The sequence below is a fragment of the Frankia sp. R43 genome (assembly GCF_001306465.1).
In the GTDB taxonomy this organism is placed as follows: Bacteria; Actinomycetota; Actinomycetes; order Frankiales; family Frankiaceae; genus Parafrankia; species Parafrankia irregularis.
In genome coordinates this window covers 557,266-572,008 of the sequence record NZ_LFCW01000004.1, presented here as the reverse complement: position 1 = coordinate 572,008, position 14,743 = coordinate 557,266, and the positions used below count along the sequence as shown (strand labels likewise).

Annotated in this window: 11 protein-coding genes; 4 read left to right on the top strand and 7 right to left on the bottom strand. The window is 70.8% G+C overall.

Features of this window, described 5'->3' with window-relative positions; translation table 11 throughout:
- Positions 1–800 precede the first annotated feature (800 nt).
- Together ACG83_RS19730 and ACG83_RS19725 are read right to left on the bottom strand one after the other, a co-directional pair.
- Positions 801–1,823: an aldo/keto reductase gene (locus ACG83_RS19730; RefSeq protein WP_054567674.1), complete on the bottom strand. Its 1,023-nt coding sequence runs from the start codon at positions 1,821–1,823 to the stop codon at positions 801–803.
- 126 nt (positions 1,824–1,949) lie between these two features.
- On the bottom strand, positions 1,950–2,594 hold the full coding sequence (locus tag ACG83_RS19725; protein WP_054567673.1) for a TetR/AcrR family transcriptional regulator: 645 nt from the start codon (positions 2,592–2,594) through the stop codon (positions 1,950–1,952).
- Positions 2,595–2,795: 201 nt separating this feature from the next.
- On the opposite strand from ACG83_RS19725, the gene ACG83_RS19720 reads away from it, so the two are divergent.
- Complete coding sequence (locus tag ACG83_RS19720; protein ID WP_054567672.1) at positions 2,796–3,647, top strand: thioesterase family protein; 852 nt, start codon at positions 2,796–2,798, stop codon at positions 3,645–3,647.
- Positions 3,648–3,718: 71 nt separating this feature from the next.
- On the opposite strand, the gene ACG83_RS19715 is transcribed toward ACG83_RS19720, so the two are convergent.
- The 5 genes from ACG83_RS19715 to ACG83_RS19695 form a co-directional block, all read right to left on the bottom strand.
- Entirely contained in the window at positions 3,719–5,518 is a 1,800-nt protein-coding gene (locus tag ACG83_RS19715; RefSeq protein ID WP_083473383.1) for a cholesterol oxidase substrate-binding domain-containing protein, read from the bottom strand.
- A gap of 286 nt (positions 5,519–5,804) precedes the next feature.
- Complete coding sequence (locus tag ACG83_RS19710) at positions 5,805–6,608, bottom strand: SGNH/GDSL hydrolase family protein (RefSeq protein WP_063793133.1); 804 nt, start codon at positions 6,606–6,608, stop codon at positions 5,805–5,807.
- Positions 6,609–7,019: 411 nt separating this feature from the next.
- Positions 7,020–9,017 (bottom strand): hypothetical protein, encoded by a 1,998-nt coding sequence (locus ACG83_RS19705; RefSeq protein ID WP_054567669.1) that lies wholly within the window; start codon positions 9,015–9,017, stop codon positions 7,020–7,022.
- A gap of 163 nt (positions 9,018–9,180) precedes the next feature.
- Positions 9,181–10,596 (bottom strand): HAMP domain-containing sensor histidine kinase, encoded by a 1,416-nt coding sequence (locus tag ACG83_RS19700; RefSeq protein ID WP_054567668.1) that lies wholly within the window; start codon positions 10,594–10,596, stop codon positions 9,181–9,183.
- Positions 10,593–11,249 carry a response regulator transcription factor gene (locus ACG83_RS19695; RefSeq protein ID WP_054567667.1) on the bottom strand — a complete coding sequence of 219 codons (657 nt, stop codon included), beginning with the start codon at positions 11,247–11,249 and terminating at the stop codon, positions 10,593–10,595. Before ACG83_RS19695 ends, ACG83_RS19700 begins: the two co-directional genes overlap by 4 nt.
- Positions 11,250–11,463: 214 nt before the next feature.
- Here ACG83_RS19695 and ACG83_RS19690 point away from each other — a divergent pair, with 214 nt between their 5' ends.
- From ACG83_RS19690 to ACG83_RS19680, 3 genes are all read left to right on the top strand, one after another.
- Positions 11,464–11,868, top strand: coding sequence for a nuclear transport factor 2 family protein (locus ACG83_RS19690; RefSeq protein ID WP_054567666.1), 405 nt, complete (start codon positions 11,464–11,466; stop codon positions 11,866–11,868).
- 340 nt (positions 11,869–12,208) lie between these two features.
- Complete coding sequence (locus ACG83_RS19685; RefSeq protein WP_054567927.1) at positions 12,209–13,420, top strand: amidohydrolase family protein; 1,212 nt, start codon at positions 12,209–12,211, stop codon at positions 13,418–13,420.
- Between the two features lie 230 nt (positions 13,421–13,650).
- Positions 13,651–14,649: a 2-hydroxyacid dehydrogenase gene (locus ACG83_RS19680; protein ID WP_054567665.1), complete on the top strand. Its 999-nt coding sequence runs from the start codon at positions 13,651–13,653 to the stop codon at positions 14,647–14,649.
- Positions 14,650–14,743 lie beyond the last annotated feature (94 nt).

The following is a 14,743-nucleotide window of genomic DNA, read 5'->3' as shown; positions in this document are numbered from 1 at the left end:
GGAGCATGAAAAATACATACCTGTGGGGGACCGGCCGGTCTCACAAGCCCGCATTCAGATTGGCTGAACATTGTCCGGGGCGAAGGTGGGCACATGCTCCCAACTTTTGACGTGGGCGTCAACGTGTCGGTCGCTCGCGACGAATACCCAGGTGTCGGACCCGCCCTGGGTGCCTCCGGCAGAGGTCCCGATCGCCTCCATCGGCCCGTAACACCCCGCCCAGGGCTGCCGAGACGGTATCTACACCGGTGGTGTCGACATGGCCGGTCGGGCCGACATCGAGACTTTGCGCGATGAACCCGCCCCCGGTGTGGAACGGGTTTCAGGACTTCCGGCGGGCCGAGGCCTCCCGGCCCAAGAGCGCTTTCCTGTTTTTGGCGGATGCACAGATCTTTGGCGTACGCACGGTCGCGTCCGGGTGCGAAAGACCGGCACCTTTGTGCTCCGGCACAAGGTCCGTCCGCCGTATCCGCCCCCGCCGCGGTTCGCGCGGATCCGCGGATGCACGTGTCACGAGGAGGTCCGGCGAACACGCGGGCACGGCGCGCGGGCGCGGGTGCGGGTGCGGTGCGCGGGCGCGGTGCGTGGGAGGGGAACGCGGGGCGCGGGTGTGGCGTGCAGAGCGCGAGGGACGGCCCGCGTCCTGCCGGGGGGACCTCGGTACCACCGCTGTCCGCCCCGGCAGGAGCACTGCATACCGGCAGGCGTCGCTCTACCGGCAGGCGTCGCTCATCAGCCGCGACGCGGCTCGGTGTCGGTCACATCGGTGTCGGCCAGCGGACTCCGGCCGACGGTGCCGGTCAGCGGCGGCGCAGCGCGGAGTCGGCGAGGGCCGGCGGGACGTAGCCGGCGTCCTCCGGGTTGACGTTGACGCCGGGCGGGACGATCTCGTCGATCCGGTCCAGGGTCGCGGTGTCCAGGGTGATGTCGGCCGCGGTGAGCTGGCTTTCCAGGTGATCCATCGTGCGCGGGCCGATGATCGCCGAGGTCACCGCCGGATGGCGCAGCACGAACGCCAGCGCCAACTCGATCAGGCTGATGCCGACCTCGGCGGCGAGGTCCCCGAAGGCGATCGCGGCCTCGACCTTGCGCTGGTTCGCCGGGACGGACAGATCGAACCGGCCCGGCACCCGCGCTGTCCGCGTGCTGGTGACCTCACCGCCGTCGCGGGTGTGGCGCCCGGAGAGGAAGCCGCCGGCGAGCGGGCTCCACGGCAGCACCCCGAGCCCGTACCGCTGCGCCACCGGCAGCAGGTCGGCCTCGATGCCGCGCACCAGCAGCGAGTACGGCGGCTGCTCGGTGACGAACCGCTCGCGGTTGCGGCGCTCGGCGACCCACTGCGCCTCGACGACCTCGTGCGCGGGGAACGTCGAGCTGCCGAAGTAGCGGATCTTGCCGGCGCGGACCAGGTCGGTCAGCGCGCTGAGCGTCTCGTCGATGTCGGTCGACGGGTCGGGGCGGTGCACCTGGTAGAGGTCGATCCAGTCGGTGCCGAGGCGCCGCAGGCTGTTCTCCACCTCGGTGACGATCCAGCGCCGCGACAGCCCGCGCTGGTTGGTGTCCGGCCCCATCGGCATGAACAGCTTGGTCGCGAGCACCACGTCGTCGCGGCGACCGGCGAGTGCCTTGCCGACGATCTGCTCCGACTCGCCGTTCGAGTAGATGTCGGCGGTGTCGATGAAGTTGACCCCGGCGTCCAGCGCCCGGTGGATGATCTTTGTGGAATCGTCATGGTCCTGGTTGCCCCAGGCGCCGAACATCATCGCGCCCAGGCAGAGCGGGGAGACCCGCACGCCGGTGCGGCCAAGTACTCGGTAGTCCATGTCGACGAGCTTTCGCCGTTGATCAACAGGGCGCAATCCCTCTGGTGAAAATTTCACCGTGCCGATCGGGAAGTGACGGTTGTTGGAGTTGGTCGCCTTCCGACCCCGCTCGGCGATTCCGCCGAGCTACGGGGCGGCGTTCGGAGTGACCGTGCCGAGCAGGTGGTCGAGGTGATCGAGGATGCCTGCGCGCACGTCCCGGTAGGGCTCGATGCCGCCGGCGGCCCGGCAGAGCAGGACCGCGCCCTCGACCGCCGCCACGGTCATCGCGGCGAAGCGGACGGCACGCGCGGCGTCCACCCCATCGCTGGTGAGGCAGCCGGCGATCGCCGCCCGCCACCGGTCGAAGGCGTCGTTGGCGACAGCGCGCAGCATGCCGTCGGTGTCCTCGGCGCTCAGGGCGACCGCGGCCACCGGGCACCCGGCCGGCCCACCGCCGCCGATCAGGATCTGCTCGGCGAGGTCGAGCACGGCGCGGACGGCGTCGCCGGGCGCGGCGTCGGCGCAGGCGGCCTCGATGCGCTGTGCGACCCGGTCACCAGCCCAGCGCGCGGCGTCCACCCCGATCTGGGTCTTGCCGCCGGGGAAGTGGTGGTAGATCGCACCACGGGCGGCGTGGGCGCGGGCCACGACATCCCGGCACCCGGTGCCGTCGTAGCCGCGTTCGCGGAACAGCTCCGCCGCCGCCACGACCATCCGCGCCCTGGTGTCCCGGCGGCCGGCGGGAGGTGCGCCGCCGCTGCCGACCGGCTTCCCCGTGCGGTCTGCCATCCGTTCCGTCCTCTCCGGTCCGCGAGCGTGCGGCTGGCTGGGCCTGGTCGACGCCGACGATCCGTCGCCTCTCGCGGGTGCCCGGCGGCGCACTGGCGCCGCTCCAGCTTGACTAGGACAGGCGTCCTCGACAAGCTCTAGGACAACTGTCCTAGAATCTGCTTCGTCCTCATCGGACGGACGGGGCTATCGAGGTGATCCGTGAACACGTCGGACCAGGCCTTCTTCCTCCCCGTCGGCACGGTGCCCGCCGGAGCCGGCGCCGGCTCCGCCGACGCGGCGGTCCTGCGCGCGACCCCCACGAGCCATGGCCCCTGGTCGGAGCGGCAGCAGCACGGCGGGGCGACCAGCGCCGTGCTCACCCGGGCCCTCGAACAGGCAGCGGACGAGGCCGGCCTGGTGGGCGGCCACCTGGCCAGGATCGCGGTCGACTTCCTGGCACCCGTCCCCGTCGGGGACGTCCAGGTCAAGGCGGCAGTGGTTCGGCCCGGCCGGAAGGTGGCGCTGCTGCGGGCCGAGGTGGGCGACGGTGAGCGGACCTGGGCGAGCGCCCAGGCCTGGTGGCGACGGGTCGCCCCGGGAACCGTGCCGGATCTCGGCATCACCCAGCTCGAGCCCCTGCCGGCACCCGAGACGGTGCCTTCGGCCATCCCGGACAGTGACATCGCCCGGTTCCTCGCCCGCGGCTACATCGCCGCCGTGGACTGGCGCCCCGTGGACGGGCACGTCGTCGAACCCGGCCCGTGCACGGTCTGGGCTCGTCCGCAGGTCTCGCTGGTGGCCGGGGAGACCATCAGCCCGACCCAGCTGACGATGCTCCTCGCCGACGCGGGCAGCGGGGTGAGCGCCGTGCTCGACCCCCGAACCCACCTGTTCACGAACGTCGACCTCGTCGCCAGCCTGCTGCGCCAGCCCGAGGGCGAGTGGATCAGCATGCGCGCGACGACCATGGTCGACAACGCCGGCGGCGGCACCACCACGACCGTGCTCGGAGACGTGAAAGGAACGTTCGGCCAGACGCTGCACACCCTGTTCGTCGCACCGCACGGCTGAGTACGCCGCACCGTGCGGCCGACGGCCGGATCGCACGGCTGGCTCCCTACCGCACGGCCGGCGTCTTCCCGCTATGGGACGAGGGCGTCGAGCAGGGGGGTGGTGAAGATGCGGTGTGGGTCGAAGGAGTTGAGCGTGCTGCGGGCGGTGTCCCAGTTGTCGGCGGCGGGCTGGCCGGCGCGGTAGGCGTTGGGGATGGCCGTGCCGATCGTCGGGCCGTCGGCCCAGGCGGCCGTGGTGGTGTAGGCCCAGCCCTTCGACCATTCGGGGCGCACGGCGGCGTAGTTCCCGCTGAAGTTGCCGAAGATCCAGGCCTCGACCTCGCGGAAGAACTGGTTTGAGTACGGCGTGCCGGGCACCGTGAGAATGTCGAGCCAGACAGCCACATCCCAGTCGGAGTGGTCCGGCCGTGGCCGGACCGCGGACAGCTGTGGTGAACCGGCCGAGGTGACCCCGACATCGCCGGTGGCGTCCAGCCCGGTGACCCGGATCTCCACCGGGCCGTTCATGGGATAACGCCCCTGATCCTGGTAGGCCGTGAGCCGGGACCGGTAGTACGTGCAGAACTCGTTGACCACCCGCTGGATGTTCGCGCGGCTGGTGAGAATGGCGTAGCCGTTCGCGGTGACCCGCAGCGTCGTCGGGCGCACGTACAACAGCAGGTTCTTCGACCAGCCCCAGATGTCATAGGTCGCGGTCGTGATGAGGCCGGTGCCGACGAGCGCGATCTGGGTCTGCCCGAACGTCGGCGTGAGTGACCCGTTTCCGGCGATGATCTGCGCGATCAGGTCGGTGGCCTGCTTCGGCAGGTTGTCGGAGAACCCGTAGTTGTACGGGCTGTTCACCGTACGGGAAAGCAGCGGCCGGGACGGGCTGCGGCTCCAGACCTTGAGCCACGGATTGTCGGTGAACGGGAACCAGATGGCCTCGACCCGGCCGGCGCTCTCCGCGTAGCTGGCGAACGTCCGCGTCGCCCCGGAGCCGGGAGCGGCGAACAGCTGCGTCCACGGAATGTCGAACCAGCTCTGGCAGCGTAACCGCTGGTTGGCGCCGACCTGCAGCACGACCTCGGTGAGGAACGCCCGGCCAAGGTGGGTGAGGAACGCCTTCGACGCCGCCTCGGAGCGGCTGAAGGTGCGCAGCGCGTACGCGTTCGCCGACGAATCCCAGACGACCGCGGTGAACGAGACGATCAGATTGCTCAGCGAGCCGTAGGTCGTGCCCGGCACCGGGGTCTCGCCGGTGGCCGGAATGGCTGTGCCATGGCCACCGATGGCCAGCACGCCGCCGACGGTCAGATCTCCGGGCGCGGGGGTGGCGGTCAGGCCGTAGCCGGCGGTCTCCAGCCGGGTGAGCAGGGTTTCCATGGTCACACCGGTCTGGGTGCGCACAGTGGCGGGGGAACCGGCGGCGACGGTGACGGCGGTGAGATGCTCGGTGGTGTCCACGAGGACGACACCGGCTCCCTGCGAGCCGGCGGGCAGGGTCAGCGGCGACCAGTTGTGGCCGCTGCCCCGGGCGCGGATGCGGTAGCCGTTGGCATGGGCCCAGTTGGCGATCGTGACGACGTCCGCCGGGGAGGCCGGTGCCGCGGTCCACACGTCATCGACGGCGATCTCGCCGGACCAGTTCTCGTAGGCCTGCCGGTAAAGCGGTATCGCGGCGGGGAAGTTCGGCGGGGTCGGGGTCGCCGCGGCGGCGGCGGAGATCCGGGACAGCGGTGTCCAACCCGCGAGGCCGGCCGCCGCGGCGGCGAGCACCGACCGGCGCGACGTCTTCCTGGCCCGCGGGGCTGCCGCGGGCTCCGCCGCCGGCCCGAATTCGGCCACGTGGTCCTCATGGTCCTCGTGCGCAACATGACGCGATTCCATCGCAGGCTCCCTTTGCATGCGGACGAAATGAGGCGTGCCGGTGGGCCGACACGCCGTCCGAATATCTGCTGGCCATGGGAAATGGTCGCGTTGCCAGTGTTCCGAGTGTAAGGAATGTGGTCAAAGGAAACCAGGGCGAAGTGGTGGGTGAGGGTAAATCGACGGCCGCCCGCAGCGGTGTTTCGGTGGTGACCGATCCGGCCGAATTCTTAGCTTGATGTGGAGTGGCAGTAAATGTCTGGTATGCCTGGCTCCAGGCTGGGGAGCGGGTCCGCTGCGGCTGTGCTCAGCCGATGAGGGAACGGACCAGCGGGGTGTAGCCGCTGGCGTAGCCCGCACGGGTGGGGTGGTAGGACTCGCCGAGGGCCGAAATCACCAGACCGTTGGTGAAAGGCGTGCTGGCGCATACATCGTGCCCGGCCCAGGCGGGATTCGGGTTTCCGTAGACGAACCCGGCGGCCTGGGCCCGGTCCGCCAGGACTGCGTCGAGGTTGTCCACCAGGTTGTTGAGGGCGGCCTGCTTCGCAACGGTCACCCCGGGCGCCGCGGAGCACGTACGGTCCGCGAACGGCCGTGGATATCCGAGCACGACGACGGTGGCGGACGGCGCCTTCGACCTGATGGCTGCGAACGTGGTGTCGAGCTTCGCCGGAAGTTCGCCGGTGATCCGTGCGTTCGAGGTGTCGACCGTGGACGTGCAGTCGGAAAGCGTGCAGCTGCGCACCAGGTCGCCGAACCCGATGTCGTTTCCGCCGATGGTGATGGTGACGTACTTCGTCTCCGGGGTGAGGGCGTTCACCTGTGAGTCGGTCACGTCCGAGGTGACCGCCCCGCCACACGCGGCGAGGGTGAGCTCGGTGCCGGGCCGCTGACTGGCGACGAGATAGGGGTAGGAATAGGTGCTGCGGGCGCAGTCGGCGTCGAGATCGCTGCTTCCCGCTCCACTGCCCGAGGAGTAGGAGTCCCCGAGGGCCACGTACCGGTCAGGCGTCGCGGCCTGTGCGGGAGCGGTGCTCACGGACCCCGAGAACGCCGCGACGAGGGTGGTGACGGCGGGCGCGAGCACACGACGACGAAAGAAGTTCTCCACGTCTTTCCCTTCGTCCTGGTGATGCCTGGTGGAGCCTGGCGAAAGGAAAATCAGGTGTGCAGGCGCGGGGAGAGGTCCTCGGCGCGAGACCGATGGCCCCGGACCGGCTGTTGTCAGCCCCCGCGGTGGCGGCGTCGAGGCGCCGGTCGGCCGTCTGTTCCGGAGCACGCGACCAGCCCGCTCCGACCGACGGCTCGCCCGGTAGATCGTATGCGAGCGCCATGCCTGCCGGGCCGGTGCCGACGCCGCCGGTCTGATCTTGCCGTGATCGGGCACCACGGCGCGCCGTCGCCGCCGTCGCCGCGGTCGGTGACCCGGCCGGCGGCGCGCCGGTGCCGTGGCGTACCGGCCGCCCACCGGCGCGACGGCGGGGGAGAGGCCCGCCGCCGCGCCTCGTGGTGGGGCCGCCGGCTACGTGCGGTTCGCCGGCTGCCGGTAGGCCTTGCCGTCGATGGTGGTCGTCAGGGTGCCGGTCGCCTCGAAGATGTTGGTCAGGACGTCGATCGTCAGGTGGAACCCGTCCGGGCTGCTCTTCTTCGTGTTCGTCGTCGTGGTCCCGTCCTTCGCCCGGACGGTCTGGGTCAGGTCGGAGAACCAGTCGACCTTCGACGTCGTCAGTGCCGGCACGGTCACCGTCACCTTCTCGGTGCCGTTGAGGGTGCTGACACCGTCGTCGGTGAAGTCGGTGTAGGCCACGGCGACGGTCTCGACCGCGACCTTGTCGGCGCTCTCGGTGACCTCGACCTTCGCCGAGCCGCCCCTGGCGCCGGTGACGGTGTAGGTGCCCGCCGGCACGTGCGGCCGGCTCGGGATCGCGCTGCCCGGGACGTACTTCACGCCCCACGGGACGTCGTCCGGGATCGGCGCCACCTTCGGTGCCGGCGCGGGTTCGCGGCTGGTCAGCTCGGCGATCATCATCCGGTACGTGCGGCCGCCCTGCGCGGTGGACGTCTCGCACGGCAGCGGGTTCTCGCCGCCGCAGGCGGGGGAGGTGGCCAGCGCCTGCCAGTAGACGATGGCCGTGCCGTCGGGTGACCACCTCGGGTCGGCCATGCCGTTCCAGTTCGGGTCGTTGACGCTGCCCGGGCTGCCGTCGCCCGCGGCGTTGATCCGCTGGCCCTGGTAGTCGCCGCGGTCGCCGTAGCGGTCGATGAGGATCGGCTGGAAGAACCGCCGCATCCCGTTGTTGCGGGTCGACGAGGTCGCGCTGGTGGTGACCATGTCGGTGATCGGGGGGACGTCCCGCATGGCCGCCAGGAACATCTGCCGGTCGGAGCCGCGGGTGTCCATCGCGACCGTCCAGTTACCGTCGGGGGAGAGGTCGACCGGGTCGACGTACTCCGGGTTCGCGGTCAGGCGGCGTACCTTGCCCGTGGTCAGGTCGGCGGCGAAGACATCGATGTTGGACGACTCCTCGGGATACCCGATGTAGGTGACCTCCTTCCCGTCGGCGCTGAAACCGCGCAGCTCGCCGACGGACAGCGCGTCGCGGTCGTAGACCAGCGCGGCCGGGTCCGAGGCGTCGACGGACATCGGCTGCGTGTCGGCCGGGTCGAAAAGCCGGGTCACGTTGACGACGTCGTAGCGCGGCGCCAGCGGTGTGCCGGTGGTCGGGGCCGGGTCGAACTCCAGCCGCCCCAGGTAGGCGAACTGACCGAACCGGCCGTTGCCGATCGTGAAGCTGCTGAACCCGAGGTGGACGTCGTCCGGGTGGATGCGCAGCTCGCGCAGGCTGCCGCCCTTGCCGGAGCCGTCCGCGGTGTTCTCCCACCGGATCGGGTAGATGTGGGTCTCGGCCGGGGTGCACGCCTCGTCGGCGAGCGGATGCTCCCCGCAGTCGAGGATGTTGGTGCCGAACAGCACGCGCTTTCCGTCGCGGAAGGGCTGCGGGTAGTCCATCGCCTGGTTGGTGCTCACCGCGTTCGCCGCCGGCACACCGCAGGTGAGGCATTTCCAGGCGTCACCGCCCGCGAAGGTCTTCCCGTCCGTCCGCACGATGATCAGCTGGCCGCCGCTGTAGACGCTGGCGGGATCGGGCGCGGCGGGCGCGCCGGCGAAGGTGACCCGGGCGGTGACGCTCTTCCCGTCCGGCAGATAGCCGCCGGACTGGAAGCCGCCGCGCCCGGAGAGACAGCCCGTGTGATGCGGGTTCACGGCTGCCGTGCAGGCGCCCGGATCATCGCTGGGCGCGACCGGTGGAAGCGGCAGTTCGCGTACCGAAATCGGCTCGGCCCTGGGCGGAGCGGGAATCCCGCCGGTCGCGTTCCCGGTGGCGGCCGGTTTTCCCGGCTGGTCCGGCTTCGAATCCGAGCAGGCTGGAACGGCCAGCAGGATCGCGGCCAGCCCCAGTGGTAACCACCGCGACCATCGCCTTCGTGGTCCCGGTGATATGGACGTCGCTTTCGGCATCGGTGCGCTCCCTGGAGATAACGCCCTGCGCACCCGGGGAGTCACGGCGGGGATGGCCCACGGACTCCGATGTCGCCAACGCGAGTGGTACGGCCCCCGCCGTCCTCCAGCCGGTCTGGCAGGACTACTGGACGGAATCGGCGGAAACCTACCGAGCGCCGCGTTAGCTGGGCGTTAGCTCGCCGCTCGCCGCGTGGCCGGCCATGGCGAGGGTGGACGGCCGGGCGCTGGCAGCGGACGGGAGCCGGACGAGTGCCGTCACCTCGCCGGGGCCGCGGCTCCAGGTGATGGTCCCGCCGTGTGCCTGCAGGACCGCGTTGACGATGGACAGCCCCGTACCCGCCGGCCCGGGCGCGGCAGCCGGCTCCACGGCGGGGAGGGCAACCGGCGTGCTTGCGCCGTCCAGGGTGGGTTCGGCGTCCAGGGTGGGTTCGTCGTCCAGCCCGGGCTCGTCGTCCAGGGTGGGTTCGCCGTCCAGGGTGGGTTCGCCGTCCTGGGTGGGTGCGGCGACCGAGTTGGCGATGCGAAGGCACACGACGGCGGAGTCGGGACCGCCGGTGCCGGTGCCGGTATCGGGGGCGGCCGCGCCGATGCGGGAGTCAGTGCGCTGTGCGCTGTGCGCTGTGCCGACGCTGACCCGGACCCAGCCGTCGGGCCGGTTGTGCCGCGCGCTGTTGTCGAGCAGGTTGCGCACGAGGCTTTCCAGCAGCGCACGGTCGCATTCGACGGCCGCGCTGTGCAGGTCGACGTCCAGGCGCAGCCGGGAGAAGGCCGGCCCCTCCACGACCCGGCCCAGGACGTTGCCGACCAGCTCGTCGAGCGCGAACCGTGACGTCTCCAGCGCCTGCGGGTCGGTGCGGGAGAGCACGAGCAGCCGTGACACGAGCCGTTCGCCGCGGTCGACGGCGTCGGAGACGGCCCGCAGCCGGGCGGTGACGTCGGGGTCGGCCGTGTCGTCGAGCAGCATCGCGATCTCGGTCCTGCTGGTGGCCAGCGGTGTGCGCAGCTCATGGGCGACCTGGGAGGCGAACCGGCGTTGCGCGTCGAACGCGACCGCGAGCCGGTCGAGCATCGCGTCGAAGGTGTCGGCCAGCTCCTTGATCTCGTCGTTCGGGCCGGTGGCCGCCACCCTGTCCCCGAGGTCCGACGCGGATGCCGACCGGGCGCGGGCGGTCATCGTCCGGATCGGCCGCAGGATGCCGCCGGCCAGCGCCCAGGCCGCCCCCACCGCGCCGACGAGCACCACCAGCAGGCCCACGAACGACCAGCGCCGCGCGCTCGAGAGTGCCTCGTCGAGCGGGCGCTGTTGGATCGCGCGGCCCACGTCACCGACGGTCCGGCCATCCGGCAGGGGCTGTTCGTCGAACCGGGAGGCGAAAAGGTCCTCGGGATGCTGGCGAATGTACTCGACCACGGTGGGCCGCGAAATGTTCAGTTCCTCCAGCAGGGAACTGTTGAACGAGTACACCGACGGATACCTGACGTTTCTCAGTACGATCGTGTTGACCACCAACGTGAAGGATCCGGCGACGACCAGCGCGATCGAGATCATGACGGTGATACGAATTCTGAACGTCATGAGAGGTGGTACCCCGCTGCCGGAATGGTCATGACGACGGGCGGATCCCCGAGTTTCCGGCGCAGGGTCAGGATGGTGACGCGGACCGCGTTGCTGAACGCGTCGAGCCGGTCGTCCCACACGCTCTCCATCAGCTGCTCCGCGCTGAGCACGGCGCCGTCGGCGAGCATCAGCGTCTCGAGCAGTGCGAACTCGCGGTTCGTCAGCCGCAGGTCGCGGTCCCCGCGCAGAGCTGTTCGCCGGGCGGAGTCCAGGGTGATGTCCCGCCATCGCAGCACCGGTGGTGCGGCACGGTGGGCGCGTCGGCCGAGTGCCCGGATCCGCGCCACCAGCTCCCGCATGTCGAACGGCTTCGGGAGATAGTCATCCGCCCCGAGCATGAGCCCCTCGACCCGCTCGGAGACGTCGTCCGACGCCGTCAGCATGAGGATGCGCGCCGGCCGCCGCTCACCCACGATCCGCTCGCAGACGGTGTCGCCGGGCAGACCGGGGAGGTTGCGGTCGAGAACCACGATCTCGTAGTCGACGAGCGCGATCCGGTCGAGCGCGCCCTCGCCGTCATGGACCACGTCGACGGCGAAACGCTCCCGCCGCAGGCCGCGCGCGACCGCGTCGGCCAGCGGCGCGTCGTCCTCCACGAGCAGTAACCGCATCGTCCCTCCCTGACCTGGCCTCCGTCCGCGTCGCCGTCCCGCGAAGCTGCGGATGCTGCGATGGTGCCAGGGCCGACCGTGCCCGGCGCCGATGGGCCGGGCCAGTTCGTGCGCCCATGTCCGTGATGGGCGATCCTGCTCGGTGCCCGGCGCGGCCAGGGGAGGCGATCCGACGGCTCTCCGTGGCCTGTGCCCCCCCGACGGAGAGGTGCCCATGGACGACATCGAACAGATCAGGCAGCTCAAGGCCCGGTACTGCCGATTGCTCGACACGAAGAGCTGGGACGAGTTCCGCGCGCTGTTCACCGACGACGCGGTGCTGGACTCGACCGACTCCGGCGGTGACGTCATCACCGGTGCCGACGCGTTCCTGGAGTTCCTGCGGCCGGCGCTGTCGGAGAGTGTGACCGTGCACCACTGCCACACCCCGGAGATCGCGGTGACCGCGCCGTCCACGGCGACCGGCATCTGGGCGATGGAGGACCGCATCCGCTTCCCGGACGGCTCCGAGCTGATCGGCTTCGGGCACTACCACGAGACGTACGAGAAGGCCGACGGAGCCTGGCGGATCAGGTCGCAGAAGCTGACCCGCCTGCGGATGGACTTCACGAAGCCCTGACTCGCCGCGGACCGGGAAGCGGCCGACTCGCCGCGGACCGGGCAGTACCGCCGGAACCGGGGCGACCCGGTGACGGGCCGGGCCCGGGTGGCCCGGTGACCGCCGGCGACGGGGCGCTCGGGCGGCGCTGCTGCCCGGGTGGCCGGGCGCCCCGCCGAGGTAGGACTTTCGTCCGGTGCCAAGGTGTGAAAATCTGATGCTCTCAAGCTGAGAACCTGGTTTCTGCTGGCGGTGGCGCTGTGGCGCTGTGGCGCGGCCGCGGATCGGCCGGCGACGAGGCGCGACGGCGCTGCGACGAGGCAGCACCGCGACGACGAGGCACTGCGACGAGGAGGACGCGATGTTGACGCTCAAGGCCGCTGGCCTGCTCGATGTCGACACCGGGGAGATCATCCGGCCCGGGATCGTGAAGATCGAGGGCGAGCGGATCGTCGGCCTCGGCGGCAGGCCGGAGGGCGAGGTCCTGGACCTCGGTGACCTGACCCTGCTGCCCGGCCTGATGGACATGGAGCTCAACCTGCTGATGGGCGGGCCTGGCGAGCACCAGCTCACCAGCCAGACGCGGGACGACCCGCCGACCCGGATGATGCGGGCCACCCAGAACGCCCGCCGCACCCTGCGGGCCGGCTTCACCACGGTCCGCAACCTGGGCCTGTTCTGCAAGACCGGCGGCTACCTGCTCGACGTGGCGCTGAAGAACGCGATCGATGTCGGCTGGATCGACGGCCCGCGCATCGTCCCCGCCGGCCACGCCATCACGCCGACCGGTGGCCACCTCGACCCGACGATGTTCGGCAAGTTCGCGCCGCACATTCTGCAGCTGAGCGTCGAGGAGGGCCTGGCGAACGGGGTGGAGGAGGTCCGCAAGGCGGTCCGCCACCAGATCAAGCACGGCGCCGAGGTCATCAAGATGTGCGGTTCCGGTGGGGCGATGTCCCACTCGGGACCATCCGGCGCCCGGCACTACTCCGACGAGGAGGTGCGGGCGATCACCGACGAGGCGCACCGGCGTGGGCTGCGGGTCGCGGCGCACACCCACGGCTCGGTCGCCGTCCGCCAGATGGTCGAGTGCGGCGTCGACTGCATCGAGCACGCCTTCATGATCGACGATGACACGATCAACCTGCTGGTCAAGGAGGGCACCTGGGTCGTCGCGACGCAGGCGCTGATCGACGGCATGCCGGTGCTGCAGAGCGCGGAGCCGGAGATCCAGGCCAAGGCGGCGCTCATCTTCCCGAAGGCCAAGATCTCGATCCGCAACGCGATCGAGGCCGGGGTGAAGATCGCGGTCGGCAGTGACGCGCCGGCGATCCCGCACGGGAAGAACGCCCTGGAGCTGGTCGCGCTGGTCGACCGCGGGATGACCCCGCTGCAGGCGATCCAGGCGGCGACGATCGTGGGCGCGGACCTGATCGACGTCACCGACCGCGGGCGCCTGGCCGAGGGCCTGCTCGCGGACATCATCGGCGTGGCGGGCAACCCGCTGGAGGACATCAACGTGTTCCGGCGGGTGCCGTTCGTGATGAAGGGTGGCAAGCAGTTCATCTATTAAAGGGAGCTACCGGGTCGTCGTAGGGCAGGCTCGGTGGCCGGTAGCCGCCAGCGGGTGAGCACTCCCATCTCGCCCGTCACGGACCGTCCGCCGGCCCGTCCCGCTGACCCGTCACCGGGTCGCCACCCGCCGCACAGCCGCCGCCGTCGAGTTGGCCGAACCCGCCTGGACTAGGGTTCGCTGCGGACGAAGGAAGCTGTGGCGGCGGGTGGACAAAGGCGGGATGCCAGGTGCGGGTGGCGGTCTTCTCGGCCAAGGACTACGACCGCCGTTTCCTCGGCGCGGCCCGGCCGGCGGGCATCGACCTGGACTTTCTCGAACACCGACTCACCGCTCGGACAGCCGGCCTCGCTCGGGGGTTCGACGCGGTCTGCGTGTTCGTCGAGGACGACGTCTCGGCCCCGGTGCTCGACGCGCTGGCCGCGGGCGGAATCCGGCTGGTCGTGCTGCGGTCGGCCGGCTATGACAACGTGGACCTCGCCCGTGCCGGGGCGGTCGGTATCACCGTCGCGCGGGTTCCCGCCTACAGCCCGCACGCGGTGGCGGAACACGCGGTCGCGCTCATCCTGGCCCTGAACCGGCACCTGTGCCGGGCCTACAACCGGGTCCGGGAGTACAACTTCGCGCTGACCGGCCTGCTCGGCTTCGACCTGCACGGCCGCACCGTCGGTGTGGTCGGCACCGGCGAGATCGGCACGGTCTTCACCCGCATCATGACCGGCTTCGGGTGCCGCGTGCTCGCGCACGACCTCCGGGTGAACCCGGTCTGCGCCGAGCTGGGAGCCGAGTACGTCGACCTCGACCGGCTGCTGGCCGACGCGGACATCATCTCGCTGCACTGCCCGCTCACCCAGGACACCCACCACCTCCTGGACTCCGCCGCGCTGGCGCGGACGAAACAGGGCGTGATGGTGATCAACACCAGTCGCGGCGCGCTGCTCGACACCGGCGCGGTCATCGCGGCCCTCAAGAAGGGTCGGATCGGCGCACTCGGCATCGACGTCTACGAGGAGGAGAGCGCGCTGTTCTTCGAGGACCGCTCCGAGCACGGAGCGTTTGACGACGACGTGTTCGCGCGGCTGCTCACCTTTCCGAACGTACTGGTGACCGGCCATCAGGGCTTCTTCACTGTGGACGCCCTCACCCGCATCGCCGAGGTGACGATGGCCAACCTCAGCGGTTTCGCCGGCGGCACCGGCCCAGTACACCCGGTGACCGCCGTCGGCTGACCCGAGCCGTCCCGTTCGGGACCAGTCCTCGGATCGGAGGCGTCTCGGATCAGGGCGCCGTCCCAGACCGGGTGGCGGCCTCAACCCGGGTGGC

Bases quoted from the DNA above. Each gene is read 5' to 3' on its own strand.
- ACG83_RS19690 (WP_054567666.1), top strand. From the start codon at position 11,464: ATGGACGACATCGAACAGATCAGGCAGCTCAAGGCCCGGTACTGCCGA.
- ACG83_RS19725 (WP_054567673.1), bottom strand. From the start codon at position 2,594: ATGGCAGACCGCACGGGGAAGCCGGTCGGCAGCGGCGGCGCACCTCCC.
- ACG83_RS19685 (WP_054567927.1), top strand. From the start codon at position 12,209: ATGTTGACGCTCAAGGCCGCTGGCCTGCTCGATGTCGACACCGGGGAG.
- ACG83_RS19705 (WP_054567669.1), bottom strand. From the start codon at position 9,017: ATGCCGAAAGCGACGTCCATATCACCGGGACCACGAAGGCGATGGTCG.
- ACG83_RS19715 (WP_083473383.1), bottom strand. From the start codon at position 5,518: ATGGAATCGCGTCATGTTGCGCACGAGGACCATGAGGACCACGTGGCC.
- ACG83_RS19730 (WP_054567674.1), bottom strand. From the start codon at position 1,823: ATGGACTACCGAGTACTTGGCCGCACCGGCGTGCGGGTCTCCCCGCTC.
- ACG83_RS19700 (WP_054567668.1), bottom strand. From the start codon at position 10,596: ATGACGTTCAGAATTCGTATCACCGTCATGATCTCGATCGCGCTGGTC.
- ACG83_RS19695 (WP_054567667.1), bottom strand. From the start codon at position 11,249: ATGCGGTTACTGCTCGTGGAGGACGACGCGCCGCTGGCCGACGCGGTC.